This window comes from Streptomyces sp. NPDC111744, from assembly GCF_055634995.1.
On the sequence record NZ_JBVKCG010000010.1, the window covers coordinates 86,611 to 112,403 of the forward strand.

Here is a 25,793-nt window from a genome sequence, read left to right on the forward strand (position 1 = left end):
GGCCGTGGGGAGAACCTCGGAAGCCAGATGGCTGAAATTGCGCTGCGGTGCGGGACGTTAACCTTCGGCTAATGCTTCGGCAAGAGGTTGGACGAAGTCGGCGTGAAACGTTGTACCCGGTTCGGAATCACGAACGGACTGGAAAGCAGGGCGAGTTGAAGGCCGGCCCTTCAGCTGCCGGCGCCGGCTCACGTCACCGGGGTGGTCACCCGTCGCCATCTCCTGGCGCGAGGGGCACGACTGGGGCGCGGGGTTCGACTGGTGCGGGTCAAGGCGGCATCCCTTCCGTCGTCATGAAGGTGGTGCGGTACGGCTCCTCGCGGGGGTGGTGCGTCTGGGGGTCCGCTGTCCCGCCGACTGCAGGGCGCCCTCCAGTGCGAAGGTGGCCGCGCCCAGGCAGACCGGGTCGGTGGGGACGGGGGAGAGGACGATCTCGGTGGCGGCGAACGGCCGCCCGAGCGCGTGCCGCCGGACGGCCTCGCGCACTTCGTCGAGCAGCGGTGTGCCCAGCCTCCTGGCGACCCAGCTGCTCAGCACGACAACCTCGGGGTTGAACAGGTTCACCAGGTCCGAGATGCCCGCGCCCAGGTAACGGGCCGTGTCGCGGACGACCTTGACGGCCACCGGATCACCCGTGGCGACCCCGCGGGCCAGGGCGTCGATGGTCGCCGTCTGGTCCTCGGGGTGCAACAGCGAGCTGCGCGGGCTGAGTTCACGCAGGTTGAGCATGATGCCGGGAGCGCCGACGTACGTCTCGACACAGCCGTGGTTGCCGCAGTGGCAGAGCCGCCCGTCGAGCACGAGTGTCGTGTGCCCCCACTCCCCGGCGCTGTTGCTCACCCCCCGGTACAGGCCGCCGGCCAGCACCAGTCCGGCCCCCACCCCGGTCCCGAGGTTCACCACCACGGCGTCCTTGTGTCCGCGCGCGGCCCCGAACCACAGCTCGGCCACCGCGCTCGCCCGCAGCGGGTTGTCCAGGTACAGCGGGTAGGCGATGTGTTCGGACAGCAGGTCGAGCAACGGCACGTCGTGCCAGTCCCAGTTGGGCGCGTACTCGGCGATCCCGGTGTCCCGGTCGACCTGGCCCGGCACGCTCACCCCGACGCCCAGCACCCGCGCGCCCTCGACCCCGGCCTGTGCCACCACCGAGCCGACGGCCGTGGCGACATGGCCGACCACCCGCTCGGGCCGGTGCTCGCCCGGGCGCATGTCCTCCACCGCGCGGGCCAGCACGTTCAGCCCCAGGCCGAACAGCTCGACCCGGACGTATGTCTCCGCCATGTCGACGCCGATCAGTGCGCCGCCCGCCGCGTTGACGGCCACCAGACCCCGGGGACGGCCCCCCGCGGAGTCCTCGAAACCGACCTCCGTGATCATCCGGAGGTCGAGCAGTTCACCGACGAGCGTGGCCACCGTGGCGACGCTCAGTCCGGTGGCGGTGGCCAGGGTCTGCCGGGAGGTGGGGGACTGGGCGATGATCTGGCGCAGCACCTCGTAGCGGTTCGCGGTGCGGATGTCACGCGATGTGCGCTTCACGCGGCTGCCCCTCCCGTCGCGTCACGACCGGGCCGGGCGTACGACGGCACCGGCGAGGCGCAAGGCTATGGGCTTCACCGGACTTTCGACAAGGGGTTACGAAAGGGCCCGTAGAAACACGGCCGCAGACGTGGGTGCTGCTGAGGCCGTTCCGGCGGGGTTCCAACACATCGAAACGGCCCGCCAGTTGCCACTGACGGGCCGTCACGAGTTCGCCTACGGCCTCTTGTTCCACTCCGTGATCACGGGCCACCCGTGCTCCGTGGACAACCGGCTGACCGTCCCGGTCGCCAGCTGGAACAGGCGGCCCTCGGCGGGCGGCAGCCCCAGACGGCGGGCGGTGAGCACGCGCAGGAAGTGGGCGTGGGCCACGAGGACCACATCGCCGTCGTCGCCCGCGAGGGCGGTGTCCACCTTGGCGAGCACCCGGTCGGCCCGGGCCCCGATCTCCTCCGGCGACTCGCCGGGGTGGCCCTCCGGGCCCGGGGGCACGCCGTCGGTCCACAGGTACCAGTCGGGGCGCGAGCGGTGGATCTCCACCGTGGTGATGCCCTCGTAGCCGCCGTAGTCCCATTCGTGCAGGTCGGGGTCGGGTACGACCCCGGCGAGACCGGCCAGTTCCGCCGTGCGTATCGCGCGGTTCAGCGGGCTGGCCAGTACCAGTGCGTAGGTCCGGTCGGTGAGCAGCGGGGCGAGGGACTTGGCCTGTTCCTCGCCGTGCTGGGTGAGGGGCAGGTCGGTCCAGCTGGTGTGCCGGCCCGACAGGCTCCACTCCGTCTCACCGTGGCGGACCAGAAGGAGGTCCCCCACCGTCGGTCACTCCTTCGCGGACTCGACCGCGTGGCCGCCGAACTGGTTGCGCAGGGCCGCGACCATCTTCATCTGCGGGGAGTCGTCCTGGCGGGACGCGAACCGCGCGAACAGGGAGGCGGTGATCGCCGGGAGCGGCACCGCGTTGTCGATGGCCGCCTCGACGGTCCAGCGGCCCTCGCCGGAGTCCTCCGCGTAGCCGCGCAGCTTGTCCAGGTGCTGGTCCTCGTCCAGGGCCTTGACCGCGAGGTCGAGCAGCCAGGAGCGGATGACGGTGCCCTCCTGCCAGGAGCGGAAGACCTCGCGGACGTTGTCCACCGACTTGACCTTCTCCAGGAGCTCCCAGCCCTCGGCATAGGCCTGCATCATCGCGTACTCGATGCCGTTGTGGACCATCTTGGAGAAGTGTCCGGCGCCGACCCGGCCCGCGTGGACATAGCCGTACGGGCCCTCCGGCTTGAGCGCCTCGAAGATCGGCTTCAGCCGCTCGACGTGCTCCTTGTCGCCGCCGACCATCAGGGCGTAGCCGTTCTGCAGGCCCCACACACCGCCGGAGACACCGGCGTCGACGAAGCCGATGCCCTTGATGCCGAGCTCGGCGGCGTGCTTCTCGTCGTCCGTCCAGCGGGAGTTGCCGCCGTCGACCACCGTGTCGCCGTCGGACAGCAGGTCCTTGAGCTCGTCGACGACGGACTGGGTGGCGGAGCCGGCCGGAACCATCACCCAGACCGTGCGCGGGGCGTCGAGCTTCCCGACCAGTTCCTCAAGGCTCTTGACGTCGGAGACGTCGGGATTGCGGTCGTAGCCGATGACGGTGTGGCCCGCGCGGCGGAGCCGCTCGCGCATGTTGCCGCCCATCTTGCCGAGACCGATAAGACCGAGCTGCATGTCAGTTCACTTCCTAAGCGTGCGGTACGTGGAGACGAGAGCGGTGGTGGACGGGTCGAGGCCGGGCACGTCAGCGCCCTCGGTGAGCGCGGGTTCGATGCGCTTGGCGAGGACCTTGCCCAGCTCCACGCCCCACTGGTCGAAGGAGTCGATGTTCCAGACAGCGCCCTGGACGAACACCTTGTGCTCGTACAGCGCGATCAGCTGGCCGAGTACGGAGGGGGTCAGCTCACGGGCCAGGATCGTCGTGGTCGGGTGGTTGCCCTTGAAGGTGCGGTGCGCGACCTGCTCCTCCGCGACGCCCTCCGCGCGGACCTCCTCGGCCGTCTTGCCGAAGGCCAGCGCCTGGGTCTGGGCGAAGAAGTTCGCCATCAACAGGTCGTGCTGCGCCTTGAGTTCACCGCTCAGCTCGGCGACCGGCTCGGCGAAGCCGATGAAGTCGGCCGGGATCAGCTTCGTGCCCTGGTGGATCAGCTGGTAGTAGGCGTGCTGGCCGTTGGTGCCGGGCGTGCCCCACACCACGGGACCCGTCTGCCAGTCCACCGGCTCGCCCTCCCGGTCCACCGACTTGCCATTGGACTCCATGTCCAGCTGCTGCAGGTAGGCGGTGAACTTGGAGAGATAGTGGGAGTACGGCAGCACCGCGTGCGACTGGGCGTCGAAGAAGTTGCCGTACCAGATCCCCAGCAGACCGAGCAGCAGAGGTGCGTTGGACTCGGCGGGGGCGGTGCGGAAGTGCTCGTCGACCAGGTGGAAGCCGTCGAGCATCTCGCGGAAGCGGTCCGGGCCGATGGCGATCATCAGGGAGAGGCCGATGGCGGAGTCGAAGGAGTAGCGGCCGCCGACCCAGTCCCAGAACTCGAACATGTTGTCCGGGTCGATACCGAAGTCCGTCACCTTCTCGGCGTTCGTGGACAGGGCCACGAAATGCTTGGCCACCGCCTTGTCTCCCCCATTCTCGAATGCGCTCGAATGGGAGGTACCCCCATCGTCCAGACCGTCCAGCAGCCACTTGCGCGCCGAGGTCGCGTTGGTGATCGTCTCGATCGTGGTGAACGTCTTCGAGGCGACGATGAACAGGGTCTCCGCCGGGTCCAGGTCCCGGGTTGCCTCGTGCAGGTCCGCACCGTCCACGTTGGAGACGAAACGGAACGTCAACTCCCGTGCGGTGAAGGCCCGCAGGGCCTCGTAGGCCATCGCCGGGCCCAGGTCGGAGCCGCCGATGCCGATGTTGACGACGTTCCTGATGCGCTTGCCGGTGTGGCCGGTCCACTCGCCGGAGCGGACCCGCTCGGCGAAGTCGCTCATCTTGTCGAGTACGGCGTGCACGGCCGGTACGACGTTCTCGCCGTCGACCTCGATCACCGCGTCGCGCGGAGCGCGCAGCGCCGTGTGCAGGACCGCCCGCCGCTCGGTGACGTTGATCTTCTCACCGCGGAACATCGCGTCCCGCAGCCCGGACACGTCGGTGGCGGTGGCCAGTTCCTGGAGCAGGGCGAGGGTCTCGTCCGTGATCAGGTGCTTGCTGTAGTCGATGTACAGGTCACCGACGCGTACGACGTACCGCTCGGCGCGTGCCGGGTCGGCCGCGAACAGCTCACGCAGGACCTGCTGTCCCTGGGCGCGGTGGTCCTCCAGGGCGGTCCACTCGGGCCGCCGGGTGAGCCGGGGGGTGTCAGACATCGGAAGCGGTCTCCTTGGTGCCCTCGCCCCGCAGGGCGATGGCGTACATCTCGTCGGCGTCGAGGCGGCGCAGTTCCTCGGCGATCAGTTCGGAGGTGGGACGGACCTTCAGTGCGAGGGTGCGCGGCGGCTGGCCCGGCAGGGTCAGGGTGGCCAGCGGGCCCTCGGGGCGGTCGATGACGATCTCGCCGCCCGCGGTGCCGAGCCGGACGGCCGTGACGAACGGGCCGGGGGAGACCACGCGGTCCACCGTGACGCCCAGCCGGGCCTCCAGCCAGCGGGCGAGGAGCTCGGCGCTGGGGTTGGCCGCCTCGGCCTCGACGGCCGCCGAGGTCACGGTGACCCGGGCCTGGTCGAGGGCGGCGGCCAGCATGGAGCGCCACAGGGTGAGCCGGGTCCAGGCGAGGTCGGTGTCGCCGGGCGCGTAGTTGCGGGCGCGGGTCTCCAGGACCTGCAGCGGCCGGTCGACGGCGTACAGGTCGGTGATCCGGCGCTGGGCGAGGGCGCCGAGCGGGTCCTTGGACGGGGTGTCGGGGGCCTCCACCGGCCACCACACGACGACCGGGGCGTCCGGCAGCAGCAGCGGCAGTACGACCGAGTCGGCGTGGTCGGAGACCTCACCGTACGTCCGCAGCACGACCGTCTCGCCGGTGCCGGCCTCGGAGCCGACCCGGACCTCCGCGTCCAGACGGGAGGCGGTGCGGTCGCGCAGGGTACGCACATGCCGCTTGATGACGACCAGGGTGCGCGAGGGGTGCTCGTGCGAGGCCTCCTCGGCGGCCTTGATCGAGTCGTAGGCGTTCTCCTCGTCCGTGACGATCACCATCGTCAGGACCATGCCCACCGCAGGGGTTCCGATGGCGCGGCGACCCTGCACCAGCGCCTTGTTGATCTTGCTTGCCGTGGTGTCGGTCAGGTCGATCTTCATGGCCTGCGCCAGCTCCGTCCGTCTCGTGCGAGCATCTCGTCGGCTTCCTTCGGTCCCCAGGTGCCCGACTCGTACTGCGCGGGCCTGCCATGCTCCGCCCAGTACGTCTCGATCGGGTCGAGGATCTTCCAGGACTCTTCCACTTCCTGGTGACGGGGGAACAAATTGGCGTCACCGAGCAGCACGTCCAGGATGAGCCGCTCGTACGCCTCGGGGCTGGACTCCGTGAACGACTCGCCGTACGCGAAGTCCATCGTCACGTCCCGGATCTCCATGGACGTGCCCGGCACCTTGGAGCCGAACCGGACGGTCATGCCCTCGTCGGGCTGGACGCGGAAGACGATCGCGTTCGCGCCGAGTTCCTCGGTGGCCGTGGAGTCGAAGGGGGAGTGCGGGGCCCGCTGGAAGACGACGGCGATCTCGGTGACACGGCGGCCGAGCCGCTTGCCGGTGCGCAGGTAGAAGGGGACGCCCGCCCAGCGGCGGTTGTCGATCTCCACCTTGATCGCGGCGTAGGTGTCGGTCTTCGAGTTGGGGTCGATGCCCTCCTCCTGGAGGTAGCCGATCACCTTCTCGCCGCCCTGCCAGCCCTCGGCGTACTGGGCGCGCACGGTGTGCTCGCCCAGGTCCTCCGGCAGCCGCACCGACTTCAGGACCTTCAGCTTCTCGGTGAGCAGCGCGTCCGCGTCGAACGCGATCGGCTCCTCCATGGCGGTCAGCGCCATCAGCTGGAGCAGATGGTTCTGGATGACGTCACGGGCCGACCCGATGCCGTCGTAGTACCCCGCCCGGCCGCCGATGCCGATGTCCTCGGCCATGGTGATCTGCACGTGGTCGACGTACGAGCGGTTCCAGATCGGCTCGTACATCTGGTTGGCGAAGCGCAGCGCCAGGATGTTCTGGACGGTCTCCTTGCCCAGGTAGTGGTCGATCCGGAAGACCTGTTCCGGTTCGAACACCTCGTGCACGACCTTGTTGAGGTCCTGGGCCGACTTCAGGTCGTGGCCGAACGGCTTCTCGATGACCGCCCGCCGCCAGGACCCGGCCGGCGGGGTGGCCAGGCCGACCTTCTTCAGCTGCTGCACGACCTTCGGGAAGAACTTCGGTGGCACTGAGAGGTAGAAGGCGAAGTTGCCGCCGGTGCCGCGGGAGCCGTCCAGCTCGTCGACGGCGTTCTTGAGCTGCTTGAACGCGGTGTCGTCGTCGAAGTCGCCGGGGATGAAGCGCATGCCCTCGGCGAGCTGCTGCCACACCTCCTCACGGAACGGGGTCCGTGAGTGCTCGCGCACCGCGTCGTGGACGACCTCGGCGAAGTCCTGGTCCTCCCAGTCCCGGCGGGCGAAACCGACGAGCGAGAAGCCCGGCGGCAGCAGACCGCGGTTGGCCAGGTCGTAGACGGCCGGCATCAGCTTCTTGCGGGACAGGTCCCCGGTCACCCCGAAGATGACCAGGCCCGACGGCCCGGCGACCCTCGGCAGCCGCCGGTCGCGCTCGTCCCGCAACGGGTTCTTCCACTCGGCGGCGGGCACCACCGGCACCCGCACTTCCTTGGCGGTCTCGCTCATTACGCGTCAACTCCCTTGCTGTTCAAGGACTTCGTGACGGCGTCCAGCAGCTCCTGCCAGGCCACCTCGAACTTGGCGACGCCCTCGTCCTCCAGCTTGCCCACGACCTCGTCGTAGGAGATACCGAGCCGCTCGACGGCCGCCAGGTCGGCGCGGGCCTGGGCATAGCCGCCGGTCACCGTGTCACCGCGGACGTCGCCGTGGTCGGCGGTCGCGTTGAGCGTCGCCTCCGGCATGGTGTTGACGGTGCCGGGCGCGACCAGCTCGTCGACGTAGAGGGTGTCCTTGTACGACGGGTCCTTCACGCCGGTGGAGGCCCACAGCGGGCGCTGCTTGTTGGCCCTGGCACCGCCGAGCGCGGTCCAGCGGTCCGACGAGAAGACCTCCTCGTAGGCCTCGTAGGCGAGCCGCGCGTTGGCCAGCGCCGCCCGGCCCTTGAGCGCCAGCGCCTCGTCGGTGCCGAGGACCGTCAGCCGCTTGTCGATCTCGGCGTCGACGCGGGAGACGAAGAAGGAGGCCACGGAGTGGATCGTGGAGAGGTCCAGGCCCTTGGCGGCGGCCCGCTCCAGGCCGGCCAGGTAGGCGGCCATGACCTCGCGATAGCGCTCCAGCGAGAAGATCAGCGTGACGTTGACGCTGATGCCCTGGGCGATGACCTCGGTGATCGCCGGGAGACCGGCCTTGGTCGCCGGGATCTTGATCATGACGTTGGGGCGGTCGACCAGCCAGGCCAGCTGCTTGGCCTCGGCGACGGTCGCGGCCGTGTCGTGGGCGAGACGGGGGTCGACCTCGATGGACACCCGGCCGTCCACACCATGCGATGAGGTGTAGACGGACCGCAGGATGTCGGCGGCCGCCCGCACATCGGCGGTCGTCATCATGCGCACCGCCTCGTCGACCGTGACACCCCGTACGGCCAGGTCGGCCAGCTGCTCCTCGTACCCCTCACCCGAGCCGATGGCGGCCTGGAAGATCGAGGGGTTGGTGGTGACGCCGACGACGTTCCTCGTCGCGACGAGCTCGGCCAGGTTGCCGGTGCTGATCCGCTTGCGCGACAGGTCGTCCAGCCAGATCGAGACGCCCTCGTCGGACAGGTTCTTCAGTGCTCCCGCGGTGGCGGTTGCTTCGGTCACAGTGATCATCTTCCTCTACCGGAACTCTTCTGGCTCTTCTGGTGCTTCTGGTGGTGCTTCTGACAGGCGGATCAGGCGGTTCGGGCGGCGGCGCGGGACTCGCGGGCCGCGGTGGCCACGTTCTCGGCGGTGAAGCCGAACTCGGCGAACAGGGTCTTGGCGTCGGCGGAGGCACCGAAGTGCTCCAGGGAGACGATCCGTCCGGCGTCGCCGACGAAGCGGTACCAGGTCAGGCCGATCCCGGCCTCGACGGCGACCCGCGCCCTCACGGCCGGCGGCAGGACGCTCTCGCGGTACTCGCGCGGCTGCTCCTCGAACCACTCCACGGACGGCATCGACACCACCCTGGTGCCGATCCCCTCGGCCTCCAGGAGGTCGCGCGCCTCGACGGCGAGGTGCACCTCGGAACCGGTGGCGATGACGATCACCTCGGGGGTCTCGGTGGACGACTCGCGCAGCACGTAGCCGCCCTTGGCCGCGTCCGGGTTCGGCGCGTACGTCGGCACGCCCTGGCGGGTCAGCGCGAGCCCGTGCGGGGCCGGGTGCGTGGCGTGCCTCCTCAGGATCTCGGCCCAGGCCGTCGCGGTCTCGTTGGCGTCGGCCGGGCGGACGACGTTCAGGCCCGGGATGGCCCGCAGCGAGGCGAGGTGCTCGACCGGCTGGTGGGTGGGGCCGTCCTCGCCGAGACCGATGGAGTCATGCGTCCAGACGTAGGTCACGGGGAGCTGCATGAGCGCGGCCATACGGACGGCGTTGCGCATGTAGTCGGAGAACACCAGGAAGGTGCCGCCGTAGATCCGGGTGTTGCCGTGCAGCGCTATGCCGTTCATCTCGGCGGCCATCGAGAACTCGCGGATGCCGAAGTGGACGGTACGGCCGTACGGGTCGGCCTCGGGCAGCGGGTTGCCCTTCGGCAGGAAGGAGGACGTCTTGTCGATGGTGGTGTTGTTCGAGCCGGCGAGGTCGGCGGAGCCACCCCACAGCTCGGGCAGCACCGGGCCGAGCGCCTGGAGGACCTTGCCGGAGGCGGCCCGGGTGGCGACGGACTTGCCTTCCTCGAAGACGGGGATCTCGGACTCCCAGCCGTCGGGGAGCTGGCCGGCGACGACCCGGTCGAAGAGCTGCGCGTGCTCCGGCCGGGCGGTACGCCACTCGGCGATGCGCTTGTCCCAGGCTGCATGGGCCTCGGCGCCCCGGTCGAGCGCCCGGCGGGTGTGGGCCAGCACATCGGCGTCGACCTGGAAGGACTGGCCGGGGTCGAAGCCGAGGACGCGCTTGGTGGCGGCGACCTCGTCCGCGCCGAGCGCGGAGCCGTGGGAGGCCTCGGTGTTCCGCGCGTTCGGCGCGGGCCAGGCGATGATCGTGCGCATCGCGATGATCGACGGCCGCCCGGTCTCGGCCTGGGCGGCCTTCAGGGCGGTGTACAGAGCAGGGACGTCGACGTCGCCCTCGGCGGTGGGTTCGATGCGCTGGGTGTGCCAGCCGTAGGCCTCGTATCGCTTGAGGACGTCCTCGGAGAACGCGGTCGCGGTGTCGCCCTCGATGGAGATGTGGTTGTCGTCGTAGAGGAAGACCAGGTTGCCGAGCTTCTGGTGGCCGGCCATCGAGGAGGCCTCGGCGGAGACGCCCTCCTCCAGGTCGCCGTCCGAGACGATCGCCCAGACGGTGTGGTCGAAGGGGGAGCTGCCCTCGGGGGCCTCCGGGTCGAAGAGGCCGCGCTCGTAGCGGGCGGCCATCGCCATGCCCACCGCGTTGGCGACGCCCTGGCCGAGCGGGCCCGTGGTGGTCTCGACGCCGGCGGTGTGGCCGTACTCGGGGTGGCCGGGGGTCTTGGAGCCGTGCGTCCGGAAGGCCTTGAGATCGTCCAGCTCGACCTCGTAGCCGGCGAGGAACAGCTGGGTGTAGAGGGTCAGCGAGGTGTGGCCGGGGGAGAGGACGAAACGGTCCCGGCCGGTCCACTCCGGGTCGGCCGGGTCGTGCCGCATCACCTTCTGAAAGATCGTGTACGCGGCCGGGGCCAGGCTCATCGCGGTGCCGGGATGCCCGTTGCCGACCTGCTGCACGGCGTCGGCCGCCAGGAGGCGCGCGGTGTCCACGGCACGCCGGTCGAGGTCGGTCCACTCGAAGCCGTCTGATGTCTGCGTGCTCATCTTCAAGAAGTCCTCGTTAGAAGCGTTCTGACTGGCCTGACGCGTTCAAAAGTAAAAGTCTGACTTTTGGGAGGGAAGGTTGGAGTGTGTCAGCCTGTGGTGAAAGTGGGACACGGATCTTCGACAGGGACGGCACGAGAAGGACATGGCGGACAGAACGCCCGAAGGTGCAGGCGACGGTGACGGAATCAGAACCTTCCCCTTCCCGGTGGATCTGAGCGTCGGCGGTGTCGGCATACAGGTCGGCCCGATGGGGACCGAGCGCATGTGGCACGCCGACACCCCCCTGGAACGCATCCACCGCATCGACTTCCACGTGGTCATGCTCTTCACCGAGGGCCCGGTCCGCCACATGATCGACTTCGCCGAGTACGAGGCACGGGCCGGTGACCTGCTGTGGATCCGGCCCGGACAGGTGCACCGCTTCTCGCGGAGCTGCGAGTACCGCGGAAGCGTCCTGACCATGCAGCCCGGCTTCCTGCCGAGGGCGATCGTGGAGGCGACCGGCCTCTACCGCTACGACCTGCCGCCCCTGCTCCGCCCGGACGCGCCGCAGCTCACCGCGTTGCAGGCGTCGCTCGCGAACCTGCAACGCGAGTACGAGGACACCGCGACCCTCCCCCTGAGCCTGCACACCTCGGTCCTACGGCACTCGCTCACGGCGCTCCTGCTGCGGCTCGCGCATCTCGCGGCCAGCTCGGCGGAGGCGGCCCGCCGCCAGGCCGATACGACATTCACCCTTTTCAGGGACGCGGTGGAACAGGACTTCGCCACCAACCACAGTGTCAGCGCCTACGCCGACGCCCTCGGTTACTCCCGCCGCACCCTGGTCCGCGCAGTGCGCGCCGCGACCGGGGAGACCCCGAAGGGGTTCATCGACAAGCGGGTCGTCCTGGAGGCCAAACGCCTGCTGGCCCACACCGACCTCCCGATCGGCCGGGTGGGCGTGGCGATCGGCTTCCCGGACGCGGCGAACTTCTCCAAGTTCTTCCATCTGCACACGGGTCAGACACCGGTGGCGTTCCGGGCGGAGCTGCGCTGAACCGGCCCGGAAATTCGCGAGCGACGGGGCCGGCGCCCCCTCTGTCGTGAACCGCTGCCGTCCGCGCGGGACGGCCGGAGGGGAGAGCCGACGCAGTGTCGGACGTGTACGAGGCTCTGCTGGACGCCGAGTTGAGCAAGGCGTTCGACGTGTGGTCCGGCTGTCTCGACGCCCGGACGGGCGAGGACCCAGAAGCCCGAGCCCGACTGCGCTCCCTGCTGGACAACGCCCGCGCACTCGCCGCCGAGGGTGATCGGGCCGCCGCCCGCGCCTGGCTGGCGGACATGGACGACACGGCCCGGGAGGCCGGCCTTCCCTGGGCTCCGCCGCCCCGTCCCTGCGAGGCGGACCGGCAGGCGCGCGACTACGTCAACGACGCGACGCCGTCGGTCCCCTTGTATCTGCGGGACCGCCTCGATCACGTCGAGGTCTCGCCGGCGGTCACCGGCTACCGGTCTCCGGGGTGCCGTCGGCCTCGACGCGGCCACCCGCGAGGACATCCGCTATGTCACCGCCCGTGCCTGGATGGCCCTCGACCTCGCCCATGTCACCGCGGCACAACGCGAACTGGAGCGCCTGAAGGCCATCGCGCGGCGCTGCGGTGTGGGGCGCTGAGCGGCGGACGTGCCGCCCGCGGACACGGGGATGCCCCGCGAGGCGACCCCCGCGAGACATCCCCGGCGGCCGGGTCAGTGCCCGAAGTCGAACCAGTTCACGTTCACGAAGTCCGCCGGCTGGCCGCTGCTGAAGGTCAGATAGACGTCGTGGGTGCCCGTCACCGCGCTGATGTTGGCCGGGACCGTCTGCCAGGTCTGCCAGCCGCCGGTGTTGCCCACGGCGAAGCTGCCGACAGGGGAGTTGGACGGACTGTCCAGCCGCACCTGGACCAGGCCGCTCACCCCGGAGGCCGCGCCACTCGCCACCCTCGCGTTGAACTGGGTTGCCGCGGTGGAGCCGAAGTTGACGCCCTTGTACAGTGCCCAGTCGCCGTTGGCGATGTAGCCGAGGTCCTGGCCGCCGCCGGTGTCGGTGGTGGTCTCCGCGGTGACTCCGGACTGGCTGTCGTACGACTCGGCCTGGATCGCGCTGTAGGCGTCCCGGTTGCCGGGCGGCGGGGTGGTGGTACCGCTCCCACTGGACTGCAGGACCTGCACGTAGTCCACGACCATCGGGTGGCCGGACTCGGTGGCGCTGGTAGGGCCGCCGCCGAACGCGGCCGGGAAGCCGCCGCCCATGGCCACGTTCAGGATGACGAAGAAGCCGTGGTTCGTGGCGTTCGCCCAGGTGGTGGCGTCCACCTGACTGGCCGTCACCGTCTGGTAGTTGACCCCGTCCACGTAGAAGCGGATCGCCTCGGGGCTCACCGAGCGGTCCCACTCCATCGTGTAGGTGTGGAAGCCGGACTGGCAGGTGGTGTTCGGGCAGGCGGTGGAGTTGCCGATACCGGTGGTCTCGTTGCAGGGGCCGCCGGGGCTGGTGCCGCAGTGCATGGTCGCCCAGACCTTGTTCAGGCCCTGGACGTTCTCCATGATGTCCAGCTCGCCGACGCCCGGCCAGTTCTGGTAGTTGCCCCGGTAGGGCGCGCCCAGCATCCAGAACGCGGGCCAGTAGCCGTAGGCGGCGGTGCCGGTGACGTTCGGCATCTGGAGACGTGCCTCGACGCGCAGCTTGCCGCCGGCCGGGGGCTGGAAGTCGGTGCGGGTGGTCTCGATCCGGCCCGACGTCCAGTTGCCGGACGCGTCGCGGACCGGGGTGATCTTCAGGTTGCCGCTGCCGTCGAGGGCGACGTTGGCGGTGCTGGAGGTCATCGTCTCGACCTCGCCGGTGCCCCAGTTTGCGGCGCCGCCCGGGTACGAGGTCCCGGTGTCGTACTGCCAGTTGGAGGTGTTGACGCCGGCGCCGGCGGCGCCGTTGAAGTCGTCGAGGAAGACCTGGCTCCAGCCGGACGGCACACCGGGCGCGGAGGCGCTGGCGGGGAGGGTGGCGGTCGTGGCGGCGGCGGCCGCCAGACCGATCGTGGCGAGTACGGCGACGAGGGCACGGCGGAAGGAGCGCCGCCGTCTGTGATCCGCAGGGGGTATACCGGAGGTTTCACTCATGGGGTGCCTCTCAGGTACGGAGTGGGGGTGCGCGGGATGCCCTTGGGAGCGCCGGGAAACATGGCTGAGAGCGCTCTCAAAGTGGGCCCAATGTGCTCTCCGTGCCTGCGGTCGTCAAGAGTTAAAACAAAGAATCTCCTTGTTTCTCAACGGAGTTCAGGCGGTGAAGGCGCCGCCGCGTCAGACCGCGCTGCCGGCCTTCCAGTCCGACCAGGACAGGTTCCAGCCGTTGAGGCCGTTGGAGGCCTCGACGGTCTTCTCGCCGGAGTTCCTGACGATCACCACATCGCCGAGCATCGAACTCTCGTAGAACTTGTAGCCGGCGACCGAGGAGTCGTTCGCGCCCTTGGTGTCGTGCAGGCCGACACAGCCATGGCTGGTGTTCTGGCTGCCGAACACCGAGGTGGAGGCCCAGTAGTTGCCGTGCACGAAGGTGCCGGAGGTGGTCAGGCGCTGGGCGTGCGGGACGTCGGAGATGTCGTACTCGTCGCCGAGGCCGACCGTGGAGGACTCCATCCGGGTCTGCTTGAACCGCTCGCTGATCACCATGATCCCGGACCAGGTGGTGTGGTCTGAGTCGCCGCCGGAGACCGGGAAGCCGGCGTAGGTGGCGCCGTCCCGCTTGACGACCATCTGCTTCGTCGACAGGTCGACCGTGGAGATCTGCTCCCGGCCGATGTGGAAGGTGACGTCCTTCGACTGCGTACCGTAGACACCGTCGGTTCCCTCGACGTCCTTCAGCCGCAGACTGAGGGTGATCTTGGTGCCGGCCGCCCAGTACGTCTCCGGCCGGAAGTCGAGCCGGGTGTCGCTGAACCAGTGCCCGACGATCTCGACCTCGGGCTCGGCCGTCACCGTGATCGCCTTCTGGACCGCCGCCCGGTCCGCGACCGCGTGCGTGAAGTTGATCGACACCGGCATGCCGACACCGGACGTGGAGTCCGCCTCGGGCGTGAAGTAGCCGATGAAGGTCTCACCGGGCGACGTCGTGGTGAAGGTGGCCACCGTCTGGTCGGTCGCGCCCTGCGCCTTCGCCGTCACCGTGTACTTCGTGCCGGAGTACGGGTTCTTCGCCGACGTCCATTTCGTCTTCGCGTCGTTGAAGGTGCCCGGCAGCGCCGAGCCGTCGTTGCCCGCGACGGTCACGGAGGCCAGCGTGCCGTCGGTCACCGTGACCTCGACCGGGCTGGTGAAGTCGGCCTTCTTCGTGCCGGGGACCGGCGTGACCGTGATCGTGGCCTTCTTGGTCGCGGACTTGACCGAGGCCGTCGCACCCTTGCCGTCCGTGGCGGCCGAGGCGTCCGCAGAAGAACTGCATCCGGCCAGCGCGGCCCCCGCCGGCACCGCGCCGAGAGCGGCGAGGACTCCGCGCCGGGACCACCTCTGCGACTGCCGACCGGACCCGTTCGATATGTGCTGGACGCCCACGACACGCCTTCCTGACTTGTCCACCTGTGTCAGGGCATCCTGCGCCGGTTGTATGGGTGGTTCCTTTGAATCGCGGGGGTGATCCCTGAGATTCCCATGAGGAGCACCGGGCGTCGCTTTGCGAAGCCGGAGCGAGTCGACCGGAACCCCGGTTGTCCCCGCCTCCGTTCGTGAACAGAGTATGAACGCCCCGACCGGCGGCCTGAGTTTCCGGTGAGATCCCCCTCCCGGGACGGCTTCCCCACCTACCCGATCGGAATAGTAGAGAACCAGCACGCCGACCCCCGCCGGAGGTATTCCGTGACCGACGTCCGCAAGCGGCAGAGCGTGGCCATCGTGGGAGCAGGAGCGGCGGGCAGCCTCACCGCCGTCCAGCTCTGCGAGACGGCGCACCGCCGCCGGACCCCTCTCGACCTCGTCCTGATCGACCCGGCCCCGGAGGCGGGCCGGGGCACCGCGTACGCCACCCGCGACCCCCGGCACCGCCTCAACGTGCCCGCCGGCAACATGAGCGCCTACCCGGACGACCCCGGGCACTTCCTCCGCTGGCTGTGCCGGCACGGCGAACCCACCGTCACCGGCGCCGACTTCGCCACCCGCTACCGCTACGGCGCCTACCTCGCCGACACCCTCGGCCAGGCCCTCGTCCGCGCCCACGGCACGGTCGCGGTCCGCCGGCTGCGCACCCGCGCGGAGTCCTGTACCGGCACCCCCGACGGCCGGGTGGAACTCCGCCTCGCCGACGGGGGACTCGTGGTGGCGGACAGCGCGGTCCTGGCCACCGGTCCCGCCGGGGCCACCGCCGGCTGGGCGCCGGCCGCCCTGCGCGCCTCGGACCGCTTCGTCGGCACCCCGTGGGCCCCGAACGCCCTGGACCCGGTGCGGGACAGCCCACAGGACGTCCTGCTGGTCGGTACCGGTCTGACCGCCGTCGACCTCGCCCTCACCCTCGACCGCCCCGGCCGCACCGTGCATGCCCTCTCCCGCAGCGGACTGCTCCCCCAGTCCCATGCACTCGGCCCGGCCGGCCCCATGCCCGCCCCGGAGGGCCTCGACGGCACCTCGCTCGGCCGGCTGCGCCGCGCGGTCTACCGCCATGTGAGCCACTCCGTGCGCATCCACGGCGACTGGCGCCCCGGCCTGGACAGCCTCCGCCCGCACACCGCACGGCTGTGGCGCAGCCTCACCCCCGAGGAGCGCGAGGAGTTCCTGGCTCGCGAGGGCGCCCTGTGGAACACCCACCGCCACCGGATGGCCCCCGCCACCGCCGAACACGTCTCCCGCGCCCGCACCGCCCGGCGCCTGCACGTCCACACCGGAACGGTCGCCCGCGTCACGGACGGCGAACCCGGCTCCCTCGCCGTCGAGTTGTCCAACGGCCATGTGGTGCACGTCGGTTGGGTGGTCGACTGCACCGGACCGGGCCGCCGCCTCGACACGCCTCTGTGGCAGGCCCTGTTCACCGCCGGTCTCGCCGTCCCCGGCCCGCTGGGCATGGGCGTCGCCACCCGCGACGGACGGCTCCTCGACGCCCGAGGCCGCGCCGCAGGGCCCCTGTTCACCCTCGGTGCCCCGCGCCGGGGCGAGCTGTGGGAGACCACGGCGATCCCCGAGATCCGCGTCCAGGCAGCCGAGTTGGCCCAGCGGCTGCTGCCGCTCCCGGAGCGCCGGCGGGGCTCGCGGCGGCCGGTGGACGGCCACGGGCTGCCCCTGTCCACCCACGCCGAGGCGGCCGCCTCCTACCGCAGCGGCCTCGACCGGGTCCTCAAGGTGCGCTCCGGCGCCGAGGACGCCTTCACCCGCGCGGTCGCCCTCGACCCCGGCTTCGCCGTCGGCCACGCGGCCCTCGCCCTGCTGGGCCACGAGTGCGCCGCCTCCGTCGACGTGCCGCGCGCCCTCGCCGACGCCCAGCGCAGCGCCCGCGAACGCGCGGACGAACGCGAGCGGTCCTTCGTGGACGTGGTCACGCGCGGGGTGACCGGTGACGACGGGGACGAGGCGCTCGTACGGCATCTTCGGGAGCACCGCGGGGACGCGCTGGCGCTCGCGGCGGCCGTGCCGACCATCGCGTTCTCCGGAGTGAGCGATCTGCAGGACGACGACGCCCTGCGGCTGCTCGACCTGACCTCGCCCGCGTACGACGGGCACTGGTTCCACACCTCGCTGCTGGCCTTCCTGCGCCAGGAGCAGGGCCGGCTGCACGAGGCGGGGGAGCTGGCCCACCGCGCGCTGGCCACCGAGCCGGCCTCCGGGCACGCGGTGCACGCGCTGGCCCATGTCCACTACGAGTCCGGGGCGCACGAGGCGGGCCGGGACTGGCTCGACGGCTGGGTGTCCGGGCGCGGGCGGGGCGCGGTGCACCGGGCGCACTTCTCCTGGCACATCGCCCTGCACGAACTCGCCCTCGACGACCCGGCCGCCGTCCGCAGGCGGTGGTTCGCGCAGCTCGCGCCGGGCCGGGTGGTGAGCGGGGTACGGGCCCTGGTGGACTCGGGGTCGCTGCTGTGGCGGGCCCGGGTGAGCGACAGCTGGCAAGGAGATCTCCCTGTCGCGGGGGTCCTGGAGGCGGTGGAACGCGACGTACTGGAGCGTCCGCAGACCGCCTTCACCGCCCTGCACGCGGCCATCGCCCTCACCGCCGCCGGGGATCTGGCCGCGCTGCGCCGCCTGCGCGATCACGCCGCAGGCGCCGACGAGGTGCAGCGCGAGATAGTCGCCCCGCTGTGCGAGGCGTTCGCGGCGCTTGTCGAGGAGCGCTTCCACGAGGCGGCCCGGGGGCTCGACGCGCTGCTGCCGGTGCTGCGCCGGGTCGGCGGCAGCGCGGCGCAGCGGGAGGTGGTGGAGGAGACCCTCCTGTACGCCCTGGTGTCGGACGGCCGTTGCGAGGCGGCACGGCAACTGCTCGACGCCCGCCTCGACCGCACCCGGGCCCCGCGCGACCGACGGCTGCGCGCGGGGCTGCCCTCCTGAGAGGTCAGCGGGTTCCGGTGGACCGGGACGACACGCCCGTGCCCCGCAGGGACGCTCCGTCCGCCCCCGAACCGGCACGTGGCCCGCCTGGACCCGGGCGAGCGCCTCACGGCACACTGGCGGGTCACCCGTCCCCAGGTCTCCACCGCCACAACCCTCACCTGCCGGGGCACGGCCCACCACGAGGACGACGAGCTGACGTACACGGCGACGACGGCTCTCGGCTGACCCACGTCACGTCTCCGCCGGGCCCCGATCCGGTCACATGGCGGGAGCGGGCCCGTCCGCCGTCACCCGGCCGCGCTACCCGGCCTGTTCCGGCCGTTCCGGCTGCCAGCCCAGTGCGCGGGAGATCCCGCGGGCCGCCAGCCGTACCGCCGGGACCAGCGCCGGTACCTGGGCATCGGCCTGGGGCACCACCACCGAGACGGCCGCGACCACCTGCCCCGCCGCCCCGCGCACCGGAGCCGCCACCGACAGCGCGTCGTCGGTCACCTGACGGCTGCTCACCGCGACTCCCATGCGCCGCACTTCGGCCAGCGAGCGGCGCAACCGGCCCGGAACCGTGATGGTGTACGGCGTGAAGGCGGGCAACGGACCCGCGCAGTACTCCTGCTGGAATCCGGGTGTCTCGTGCGCGAGCAGGGCGAGGCCCACCCCTGTCGCGTGCAGCGGCCAGCGGGCGCCCACCCGGATCTGCACACCCACCGCTGAACGCCCCGACAGCCACTCGATGTAGACGACCTCGGAGCCGTCCCGCACCGCCAACTGCACGTTCTCATGGGTGGCTTCGTACAGGTCTTCCAGATACGGCAGTGCGACCTGGCGCAGCGCGAGACCCCGGGGTGCCAGCGCGGCCAGCTCCCAGAGCCGCAGCCCCACATGGTAGAGACCGTCCGCGTCCCGCTCCAGCGCGCCCCACTCGGTGAGCGCGCCGACCAGTCGGTGGGCGGTGGTCAGGGAGAGCCCGGCCCGGCGGCTGATGCCGCTCAGGCTGAGCGCCGGATGCCCGTGGTCGAACGCGGCCAGCACCGCCAGGAGCCGGTCGGGCGCGGAGCGGGCGGCGGCGGTCATGGCCGGTCGGCGACGCGCAGCAGCAGCTGGTGGAGCGTCTGGCGCTCGGCGGGGTCGAGCGGGCCCAGCAGATCGTTCGTGACCCGCTGGCCCGCCTCGTCGGTGTCCCGCAGGAAGGCGCGACCGGCCTCGGTGAGGACGACGATCCGGCTGCGGCGGTCGTCGGGGGAGGGGCGCCGCTCGGCGAAGCCCAGCTTCTCCAGGTCGTCGACCAGGCCGACGATCGCGCTCGGGTCGTAGCCGAGCCGGGTGCTCAGCTCCCGCTGGAGCGCGCCCTGCGAGGTGGCGAGGAAACGCAGCACCGCGTAGTGGCGCAGCCGCAGCCCCGACTCCTGGAGGAACGTGTTGAAGAGCTGCCCGGAGCGCAGACCCAGGCGGTACAGCAGGTAACCCGTGTCCGCGTGCAGCCCGCGCATCCACGGCTCGTCCGCGTCGATCGAGGTCGGGTTCTCGGTGTGCTGGCGGGTGATGGCGGTCTCCCTGGTCCGGGCCCCGGTGGCGGGGCGGTCGCTGGCGCAGATCCCAGCATGACGCAACCGTGCAACGGCAACAACTATTGACGACAACAATTATTGCTCTTAGCTTCGATCTCGGAGCCGCAGCCGCCGTACCTGCGACGCGGCCCCGTCGTACCTGAGAAGCCGCACCGTCGTACCCGAAGGGACACCGCCCGTGCCCAGCATCGATCTCACCGGCAAGGCCGCCGTCGTCACCGGCAGCGGCCGGGGCCTCGGCCTCGCCTACGCCCACGCACTCGCCGCCCACGGCGCCTGCGTGGTCGTCAACGACGTGGACGAGGCCGTCGCCGAGCAGGCCGTGAAGTCCATCACCGAGGCCGGCGGCACCGCGGTCGCCGAGGTGGTCCCGGTCGGGACGAGCGAGGCCGCGGACCGGCTGGTCGACCGGGCCGTGGCGGAGTTCGGCCGGCTCGACATCCTGGTCACCAACGCGGGCATCCTGCGCGACCGGGTGCTGTGGAAGATGACCGACGACGACTTCGACGCCGTGATCACCACCCACCTCAAGGGCACCTTCACCTGCGCCCGCGCCGCCGCGGTACGCATGCGTGAGCAGGGCGAGGGAGGCACCCTGATCCTGGTCGGCTCCCCGGCCGGCCAGCGCGGCAACTTCGGCCAGACCAACTACGCCGCCGCCAAGGCCGGCATCGCCGCCATGGCCCGCACCTGGTCGATGGAGCTGGGCCGGGCGGGCATCACGGTCAACGCGATAGTCCCGGTGGCCGCCACCGCGATGACCGAGACCATCCCCGCCTTCGCCCCGTACGTCGAGGCCATGAAGAACGGCGAGCCGCTACCGGACTTCCTGCGCAAGGGGGAGGGCTTCGGCACCCCGGAGGACTGCGCGGCCCTCGTCCCCTTCCTCGCCTCCGAGGCCGCCCGCTCCATCACCGGCCAGGCCATCGGCATCGGCGGCGACAAGGTGGCACTCTGGTCGCACCCCCAGGAGATCCGGGCCGCCTACGCCGACGGCGGCTGGACCCCGGACACCCTGGCCGACTCCTTCCCCACCTCGGTCGGCGCCGAACTCCAGACGGTCGGCATCCCGGCGCCCAAGCTCCCGGAGGCGTGATGGACATCGAGGCACTGACGGCGATCGACGTCCACACCCACGCCGAGGTCTCCTCAAAGGGCCACTCCTCCCTCGACGACGACCTGCACGACGCCTCCTCCGCCTACTTCAAGGTCGAGGGAAAGCGGAAGCCGACCATCGAGGAGACCGCCGCCTACTACCGCGAGCGGAACATGGCCGCCGTGATCTTCACGGTGGACGCCGAGTCCGCGACCGGCACCGCGCCCGTACCCAACGAGGAGGTCGCCGAGGCCGCCGCCGCCAACGCGGACGTGCTGATCCCCTTCGCCTCCGTCGACCCCTTCCGGGGCAAGGCGGGGGTCCGGCAGGCCCGCCGCCTGGTCGAGGAGTACGGGGTGAAGGGCTTCAAGTTCCACCCCAGCATCCAGGGCTTCTTCCCGAACGACCGCGCGGTGGCGTACGGCCTCTACGAGGTGATCGAGGAGACGGGCGGCATCGCCCTCTTCCACACCGGGCAGACCGGCATCGGCGCCGGCGTCCCGGGCGGCGGCGGGATCAGGCTGAAGTACTCGAACCCGCTGCACGTGGACGACGTGGCGGCCGACTTCCCGCACCTCAAGATCATCCTTGCGCACCCCTCCTTCCCCTGGCAGGACGAGGCGCTCGCCGTCGCCAGCCACAAGCCGGGCGTGCACATCGACCTGTCCGGCTGGTCGCCGAAGTACTTCCCGCCGCAGCTGGTGCAGTACGCCAACACGCTGCTCAAGGACAAGGTCCTGTTCGGCTCCGACTTCCCCGTCCTCACCCCCGACCGGTGGCTCGCCGACTTCGCGCAGCTGCCGATCAAGGACGAGGTCCGGCCGAAGATCCTCAAGGAGAACGCCGCCCGTCTGCTCGGGCTGACCAAGGCATAAGGGGCCGACATGCGCAACGAGGGACTGGGGTCGTGGCCCGCACGCCGGGCCCGCAAGACCCCGCACCGCACGGCGCTGGTACACGGTGAACAGTCCGCCGACTACCGCACGTTGTACACGCGCACCACCCGCCTCGCGCACGCCCTGCGCGCCCGTGGCCTCCGCCGCGGCGACCGCGTCGCCTACCTCGGCCCCAACCACCCCGCCCACCTGGAGACCCTGTTCGCGGCCGGCACCCTCGGCGCGGTCTTCGTCCCGCTCAACACCCGCCTCGCGGGCCCCGAGATCGCCTACCAGCTCGCCGACTCCGGCGCCAAGGCCCTGCTGTACGGTCCCTCGCACGCCGGTCTCGTCGCGGGCCTGCCCGGCACCACCGACGTCCGGATGTACGTCGAAGTGGGCTCCGAGTACGAGGAGTTGCTGGCATCGGCGGCGGACGACCCGATCGACGAGCCCGTCACCCCCGACGACACCTGCATCATCATGTACACCTCGGGGACGACCGGCCGCCCCAAGGGCGCGATGCTCACGCACTCCAACCTGACGTGGAACGCCGTCAACGTCCTGGTCGACACCGACCTGATCGCCGACGAACGCGCCCTGGTCTGCGCCCCGTTGTTCCACACGGCGGGCCTCAACATGCTCACCCTGCCGGTCCTCCTCAAGGGCGGCACCTGTGTCCTGGTCGAGGGCTTCGACCCGGAGACCACCCTCGACCTGATCGAACAGCACCGGATCACCTTCATGTTCGGGGTGCCGACCATGTTCGACCAGGTGGCCCGCCACCCGCGCTGGCCGGACGCCGACCTCTCCTCCCTCCGCATCCTCACCTGCGGCGGCTCCCCGGTGCCGACCCCGCTGATCGCGGCCTACCAGGAACGCGGGCTGACCTTCCTCCAGGGCTACGGCATGACGGAGGCCTCGCCCGGCACCCTCTTCCTCGACGCCGAGCACGCGGTCAGCAAGGCGGGCTCGGCGGGCGTGCCGCACTTCTTCAGCGACGTACGGGTGGTACGGCCCGACCTGACCCCGGTCGACGTCGACGAGCCCGGCGAGATCATGGTCCGCGGCCCCCATGTCATGTCCGGCTACTGGGGGTTGCCGGAGGAGACCGCGGCCTCCTTCGCGGACGGCTGGTTCCGCAGCGGGGACGCGGCCCGGGTCGACGAGGACGGGTACGTCTTCGTCGTCGACCGCCTCAAGGACATGATCATCTCCGGTGGCGAGAACATCTACCCCGCCGAGATCGAGGACCTCCTCCTCGCCCACCCCGACATCGTGGAGTGCGCGGTCATCGGCGTACCGGACGACAAGTGGGGCGAGGTGCCGCGAGCGGTGGTCGTCCCCCGCGAGGGAGCCGTCCTCGACCCCGACGAGGTGCTGGCCTCCCTGTCCGGCCGCCTCGCCAAGTACAAGCTCCCGAAATCGGTGGTGCTCACGGAGGAACTCCCGCGCACCGCCTCCGGGAAGCTCCTCAAGTCCCGTGTGCGCAAACGCCACGGCTCCGCCAACTCATAGCTAAGGAAAGCGACATGAGTGTCACCGTCAACGGCCTCGACGAACTGAAGAAGCTCGCCGGGAGTGACCTGGGCACCAGCGACTGGATCGAGGTCACCCAGGACCGTATCGACACCTTCGCCGACGCGACCGGCGACCACCAGTGGATCCACGTCGACCCCGAGCGCGCGGCCGAGGGCCCCTTCGGCGCCCCGATCGCCCACGGCTATCTCACCCTCTCCCTCTTCATCCCCCTGTTCACCGAGCTGCTGGACGTCCAGGGCGTGACCACGAAGGTCAACTACGGCCTGGACAAGGTGCGTTTCCCGTCCCCGGTGAAGGCAGGCTCCCGCATCCGCCTGGCCGCCCACCTTGCGGAGGTCGAGGAGGTGCCGGGCGGGGTGCAGATCGCCGTGGACGGGACGATCGAGACCGAGGGCGGCACCAAGCCCGCCGCCGTACTGCGGAGCCTGTCGCGGTTCTACGCCTGATCCGTAATGGAGGCCGGCGCGGGGGTGGCCGCCGACCCTAGGGCGAACGCGGCGCCGAACAGGCCTGCGCGGCACAGGAGTCCGCGCCTGGACACGCCCTGGGCGTCCAGGCCGGCGGCGGAGACGGCAGGATCGGCCCAGGTGGGCAGCTGCTGCTCGGTCATGATGATCCTCGTCACGGGAGTCAGTGGGTCATGAAGGACGAGACGGGCAGCGCCCGGGAGACGATCCGGACGTCGCCGAGGCGGCCGTGCAGGATCTGGTCGATCCTGTCCGCGTACTCGTAGCCGCCGAGCAGCCAGGGCTTCCCGGACGAGGCGATGCCGATCGCGGCGGCGTGCGGGTTGCGGGCGACCGGGCAGCCCTGCACGTACATCGTCGTGTGCCGTCCGTCGTTGACGACGGCCAGGTGCCACCAGGTCTCGCGGGCGGTCTCGTCGCCCCAGTTGGTGGCCAGCTGCTGCTGGTTGAGCGGGTGCACCGCCCACTGTGCGCCCGGCCCGTCGGAGATGGAGAGAGTGGCGAGGGGCTCGTCCGGGTCGTCGGTGACCGTGCCGACCGAGCCGTTGCGCCCCGTACGGCTGACCAGACCGGACCAGGCGTTGTGCGAGGCGTCCCAGTCGGCGGGCAGCCAGTAGAACGCCTCGATGGTGTAACCGTCCTTGAACGTAGCCGAGTTGAGCGGAGCGCCGTCGATCGTCCTCAGGTACGCGCCCTTCAGCGGCGACTTGTAGCCGGTGAACTCCAGGCTGCCGTGGCCCGGCTGGTCCGGGTGGTGGTCCGCCGACCAGCCGAGCGTGCCGCCACCCGCCGAGACCACGGTGAGGTCGTTGCCGTTGCCGGACAGGTCACGGACCGTGCCGGAGACCGCCGAGTCGAACCGCCAGTAGGCGGCCGTGCCCCGTAGCAGCAGCTGCGAGGCGGGCCGCGCCGGACGCACCGGCACCGGGGCGAAGCCCTCGAAGCGGGCGGCGAAGTCGATGTCGACGGAGAAGCGGTCCCCGTCGCCGCTCAGCTCCATCTCCTGCCGCTCCAGCTCGTTGAGGCCCTTCTTGGCCCGGCCGAGGATCCACGGCGAGACCGTCTCCACGTCGATGACGTCACGGTCCAGGTCGAAGTGGTAGAGGCGGATCATCGCCGCGCCGCCGAAGTAGCGGTTCTGGTAGTTCGTCAGGTGCAGATGTACGTCGTTGCCGGCGGCGTTCTTGCGGGTCGTGCGGCGGGCCGGCCAGAAGTGGCCGTTCAGGGTGAGGAAGATCTGGTCGTGCTCGTTGATCAGCTGGTCCCACAGCTGCTGCCCGTACGACGACAACTCGTCGTCGTCCACGACCAGTTCGTGCGTGGTGAGGATGACCGGCGTCTTCGGGTGCTGCGCGATGACGTCCTTCGCCCACGCGTAGCCCTTCGCCGACAGCCGCCAGTCCAGCGCGAGGACGAGCCACTCGCGCCCGGCCGCCCGGAACAGGTGGTAGGTGTTGTAGCCGTCCGAAGAGGCCCCGCCGAACGTGGGCCTGCCCTTGAAACGCTGCGGCCCGAAGGCGTCCAGGTACGGCGTCGAGCCCCGCTGGTCGTCCGTCGACGACCTGATGTCGTGGTTGCCGGCCAGCACGCTGTAGCCGACCCCGCGCCGGTCCAGGATCCCGAACGCCTCGCTGATCGCGGCGAACTCCTCCTCGGCGCCGTTCTGGGTGAGGTCGCCCAGGTGGGACAGGAAGACGATGTTCTCGTCGGACGCACCGCCCTGCTCCAGGAGATACCGCAGCGACGCCTCGATCGGCGCCGGGTTGATGCTCGGTCCGTCGAAGAGGTACTGGGTGTCGGGCATCACCGCGAGGGTGAAGCGACGGCTCTCCGGGTCGGGGCGCCGGCCGGAGCCGGAGGACGCCTCGGCGACGGCCGGCAGCGCGACCCCGGCGGTGGCGGCGGCGCCGAGCAGCGCGGTGGCCCTGAGGAAGTTTCGTCTGCCGGCTCCGGCCTGCGCGGCCTCGCTCTGGACGTGGTCATGCGACGTACACACATGTGCTCCGTGGATGA

At 70.8% G+C, this 25,793-nt stretch carries 21 protein-coding genes; 7 read left to right on the plus strand and 14 right to left on the minus strand.

What is annotated here, in order from left to right; genetic code table 11:
* Nucleotides 1-291: 291 nt before the first annotated feature.
* From ACZ7OO_RS23000 to tkt, 8 genes are all read right to left on the minus strand, one after another.
* Nucleotides 292-1,536: an ROK family protein gene (locus ACZ7OO_RS23000; protein WP_471507091.1), complete on the minus strand. Its 1,245-nt coding sequence runs from the start codon at nt 1,534-1,536 to the stop codon at nt 292-294.
* 216 nt (nt 1,537-1,752) lie between these two features.
* Nucleotides 1,753-2,346 (minus strand): histidine phosphatase family protein, encoded by a 594-nt coding sequence (locus ACZ7OO_RS23005; protein ID WP_471507093.1) that lies wholly within the window; start codon nt 2,344-2,346, stop codon nt 1,753-1,755.
* Nucleotides 2,347-2,352: 6 nt separating this feature from the next.
* Nucleotides 2,353-3,234 (minus strand): phosphogluconate dehydrogenase (NAD(+)-dependent, decarboxylating), encoded by an 882-nt coding sequence (gnd, locus tag ACZ7OO_RS23010; RefSeq protein ID WP_471507095.1) that lies wholly within the window; start codon nt 3,232-3,234, stop codon nt 2,353-2,355.
* 6 nt (nt 3,235-3,240) lie between these two features.
* Nucleotides 3,241-4,917, minus strand: a complete 1,677-nt coding sequence (pgi, locus tag ACZ7OO_RS23015) for a glucose-6-phosphate isomerase (protein ID WP_471507097.1) — start codon at nt 4,915-4,917, stop codon at nt 3,241-3,243.
* The gene (gene opcA, locus ACZ7OO_RS23020; protein WP_471507099.1) at nt 4,910-5,845 is read right to left on the minus strand and encodes a glucose-6-phosphate dehydrogenase assembly protein OpcA; all 936 of its coding nucleotides are present in this window, start codon (nt 5,843-5,845) and stop codon (nt 4,910-4,912) included. Before opcA ends, pgi begins: the two co-directional genes overlap by 8 nt.
* Nucleotides 5,842-7,410: a glucose-6-phosphate dehydrogenase gene (gene zwf, locus ACZ7OO_RS23025; RefSeq protein ID WP_471507101.1), complete on the minus strand. Its 1,569-nt coding sequence runs from the start codon at nt 7,408-7,410 to the stop codon at nt 5,842-5,844. The genes opcA and zwf overlap by 4 nt, the downstream gene beginning before the upstream one ends.
* On the minus strand, nt 7,410-8,552 hold the full coding sequence (gene tal / locus ACZ7OO_RS23030) for a transaldolase (RefSeq protein WP_471507103.1): 1,143 nt from the start codon (nt 8,550-8,552) through the stop codon (nt 7,410-7,412). Before tal ends, zwf begins: the two co-directional genes overlap by 1 nt.
* Nucleotides 8,553-8,614: 62 nt before the next feature.
* The gene (gene tkt / locus ACZ7OO_RS23035) at nt 8,615-10,693 is read right to left on the minus strand and encodes a transketolase (protein ID WP_471507105.1); all 2,079 of its coding nucleotides are present in this window, start codon (nt 10,691-10,693) and stop codon (nt 8,615-8,617) included.
* 145 nt (nt 10,694-10,838) lie between these two features.
* Between tkt and ACZ7OO_RS23040 the strand changes: the two genes are divergently transcribed.
* A complete protein-coding gene (locus ACZ7OO_RS23040; RefSeq protein WP_471507107.1) occupies nt 10,839-11,735 on the plus strand; it encodes a helix-turn-helix domain-containing protein in 897 nt (298 codons plus the stop codon).
* 689 nt (nt 11,736-12,424) lie between these two features.
* Here ACZ7OO_RS23040 and ACZ7OO_RS23045 read toward each other — a convergent pair.
* Nucleotides 12,425-13,834, minus strand: a complete 1,410-nt coding sequence (locus ACZ7OO_RS23045; RefSeq protein WP_471507109.1) for a glycoside hydrolase family 16 protein — start codon at nt 13,832-13,834, stop codon at nt 12,425-12,427.
* 180 nt (nt 13,835-14,014) lie between these two features.
* On the minus strand, nt 14,015-15,262 hold the full coding sequence (locus ACZ7OO_RS23050; protein ID WP_471507111.1) for a L,D-transpeptidase: 1,248 nt from the start codon (nt 15,260-15,262) through the stop codon (nt 14,015-14,017).
* 300 nt (nt 15,263-15,562) lie between these two features.
* Between ACZ7OO_RS23050 and ACZ7OO_RS23055 the strand changes: the two genes are divergently transcribed.
* Both ACZ7OO_RS23055 and ACZ7OO_RS23060 read left to right on the plus strand, forming a co-directional pair.
* A complete protein-coding gene (locus tag ACZ7OO_RS23055; protein WP_471507113.1) occupies nt 15,563-18,232 on the plus strand; it encodes an FAD/NAD(P)-binding protein in 2,670 nt (889 codons plus the stop codon).
* Nucleotides 18,233-18,310: 78 nt separating this feature from the next.
* Nucleotides 18,311-18,460, plus strand: coding sequence for a hypothetical protein (locus ACZ7OO_RS23060; protein ID WP_471507115.1), 150 nt, complete (start codon nt 18,311-18,313; stop codon nt 18,458-18,460).
* Between the two features lie 75 nt (nt 18,461-18,535).
* Here the strand turns inward: ACZ7OO_RS23060 and ACZ7OO_RS23065 are convergent, their stop codons facing one another.
* Together ACZ7OO_RS23065 and ACZ7OO_RS23070 are read right to left on the minus strand one after the other, a co-directional pair.
* A complete protein-coding gene (locus ACZ7OO_RS23065) occupies nt 18,536-19,306 on the minus strand; it encodes an IclR family transcriptional regulator (protein ID WP_471507117.1) in 771 nt (256 codons plus the stop codon).
* Entirely contained in the window at nt 19,303-19,722 is a 420-nt protein-coding gene (locus ACZ7OO_RS23070) for a MarR family winged helix-turn-helix transcriptional regulator (RefSeq protein WP_352222061.1), read from the minus strand. The genes ACZ7OO_RS23065 and ACZ7OO_RS23070 overlap by 4 nt, the downstream gene beginning before the upstream one ends.
* A gap of 256 nt (nt 19,723-19,978) precedes the next feature.
* Here ACZ7OO_RS23070 and ACZ7OO_RS23075 point away from each other — a divergent pair, with 256 nt between their 5' ends.
* The 4 genes from ACZ7OO_RS23075 to ACZ7OO_RS23090 are packed head-to-tail and all read left to right on the plus strand — an operon-like array spanning nt 19,979 to nt 23,759.
* The gene (locus ACZ7OO_RS23075; protein WP_471507119.1) at nt 19,979-20,896 is read left to right on the plus strand and encodes an SDR family NAD(P)-dependent oxidoreductase; all 918 of its coding nucleotides are present in this window, start codon (nt 19,979-19,981) and stop codon (nt 20,894-20,896) included.
* The gene (locus tag ACZ7OO_RS23080; RefSeq protein WP_471507120.1) at nt 20,896-21,771 is read left to right on the plus strand and encodes an amidohydrolase family protein; all 876 of its coding nucleotides are present in this window, start codon (nt 20,896-20,898) and stop codon (nt 21,769-21,771) included. Before ACZ7OO_RS23075 ends, ACZ7OO_RS23080 begins: the two co-directional genes overlap by 1 nt.
* A 9-nt stretch (nt 21,772-21,780) precedes the next feature.
* The gene (locus ACZ7OO_RS23085) at nt 21,781-23,289 is read left to right on the plus strand and encodes an acyl-CoA synthetase (protein ID WP_471507121.1); all 1,509 of its coding nucleotides are present in this window, start codon (nt 21,781-21,783) and stop codon (nt 23,287-23,289) included.
* A 14-nt stretch (nt 23,290-23,303) separates the two neighbouring features.
* Nucleotides 23,304-23,759 (plus strand): MaoC family dehydratase, encoded by a 456-nt coding sequence (locus tag ACZ7OO_RS23090; protein WP_471507122.1) that lies wholly within the window; start codon nt 23,304-23,306, stop codon nt 23,757-23,759.
* On the opposite strand, the gene ACZ7OO_RS23095 is transcribed toward ACZ7OO_RS23090, so the two are convergent.
* Both ACZ7OO_RS23095 and ACZ7OO_RS23100 read right to left on the minus strand, forming a co-directional pair.
* A complete protein-coding gene (locus ACZ7OO_RS23095) occupies nt 23,750-23,923 on the minus strand; it encodes a hypothetical protein (protein ID WP_471507420.1) in 174 nt (57 codons plus the stop codon). The genes ACZ7OO_RS23090 and ACZ7OO_RS23095 overlap by 10 nt on opposite strands.
* A 20-nt stretch (nt 23,924-23,943) precedes the next feature.
* Nucleotides 23,944-25,776 (minus strand): LamG-like jellyroll fold domain-containing protein, encoded by a 1,833-nt coding sequence (locus ACZ7OO_RS23100; RefSeq protein WP_471507123.1) that lies wholly within the window; start codon nt 25,774-25,776, stop codon nt 23,944-23,946.
* Nucleotides 25,777-25,793: the final 17 nt, after the last annotated feature.

Excerpts from the sequence above, each read along its gene's own strand:
- gnd (WP_471507095.1), bottom strand. The coding sequence starts at position 3,234 with ATGCAGCTCGGTCTTATCGGTCTCGGCAAGATGGGCGGCAACATGCGC.
- ACZ7OO_RS23040 (WP_471507107.1), top strand. The coding sequence starts at position 10,839 with ATGGCGGACAGAACGCCCGAAGGTGCAGGCGACGGTGACGGAATCAGA.
- ACZ7OO_RS23080 (WP_471507120.1), top strand. The coding sequence starts at position 20,896 with ATGGACATCGAGGCACTGACGGCGATCGACGTCCACACCCACGCCGAG.
- ACZ7OO_RS23090 (WP_471507122.1), top strand. The coding sequence starts at position 23,304 with ATGAGTGTCACCGTCAACGGCCTCGACGAACTGAAGAAGCTCGCCGGG.
- ACZ7OO_RS23045 (WP_471507109.1), bottom strand. The coding sequence starts at position 13,834 with ATGAGTGAAACCTCCGGTATACCCCCTGCGGATCACAGACGGCGGCGC.
- ACZ7OO_RS23065 (WP_471507117.1), bottom strand. The coding sequence starts at position 19,306 with ATGACCGCCGCCGCCCGCTCCGCGCCCGACCGGCTCCTGGCGGTGCTG.
- zwf (WP_471507101.1), bottom strand. The coding sequence starts at position 7,410 with ATGAGCGAGACCGCCAAGGAAGTGCGGGTGCCGGTGGTGCCCGCCGCC.
- ACZ7OO_RS23085 (WP_471507121.1), top strand. The coding sequence starts at position 21,781 with ATGCGCAACGAGGGACTGGGGTCGTGGCCCGCACGCCGGGCCCGCAAG.
- ACZ7OO_RS23095 (WP_471507420.1), bottom strand. The coding sequence starts at position 23,923 with ATGACCGAGCAGCAGCTGCCCACCTGGGCCGATCCTGCCGTCTCCGCC.
- ACZ7OO_RS23070 (WP_352222061.1), bottom strand. The coding sequence starts at position 19,722 with ATGCGCGGGCTGCACGCGGACACGGGTTACCTGCTGTACCGCCTGGGT.
- pgi (WP_471507097.1), bottom strand. The coding sequence starts at position 4,917 with ATGTCTGACACCCCCCGGCTCACCCGGCGGCCCGAGTGGACCGCCCTG.
- tal (WP_471507103.1), bottom strand. The coding sequence starts at position 8,552 with ATGATCACTGTGACCGAAGCAACCGCCACCGCGGGAGCACTGAAGAAC.
- tkt (WP_471507105.1), bottom strand. The coding sequence starts at position 10,693 with ATGAGCACGCAGACATCAGACGGCTTCGAGTGGACCGACCTCGACCGG.
- opcA (WP_471507099.1), bottom strand. The coding sequence starts at position 5,845 with ATGAAGATCGACCTGACCGACACCACGGCAAGCAAGATCAACAAGGCG.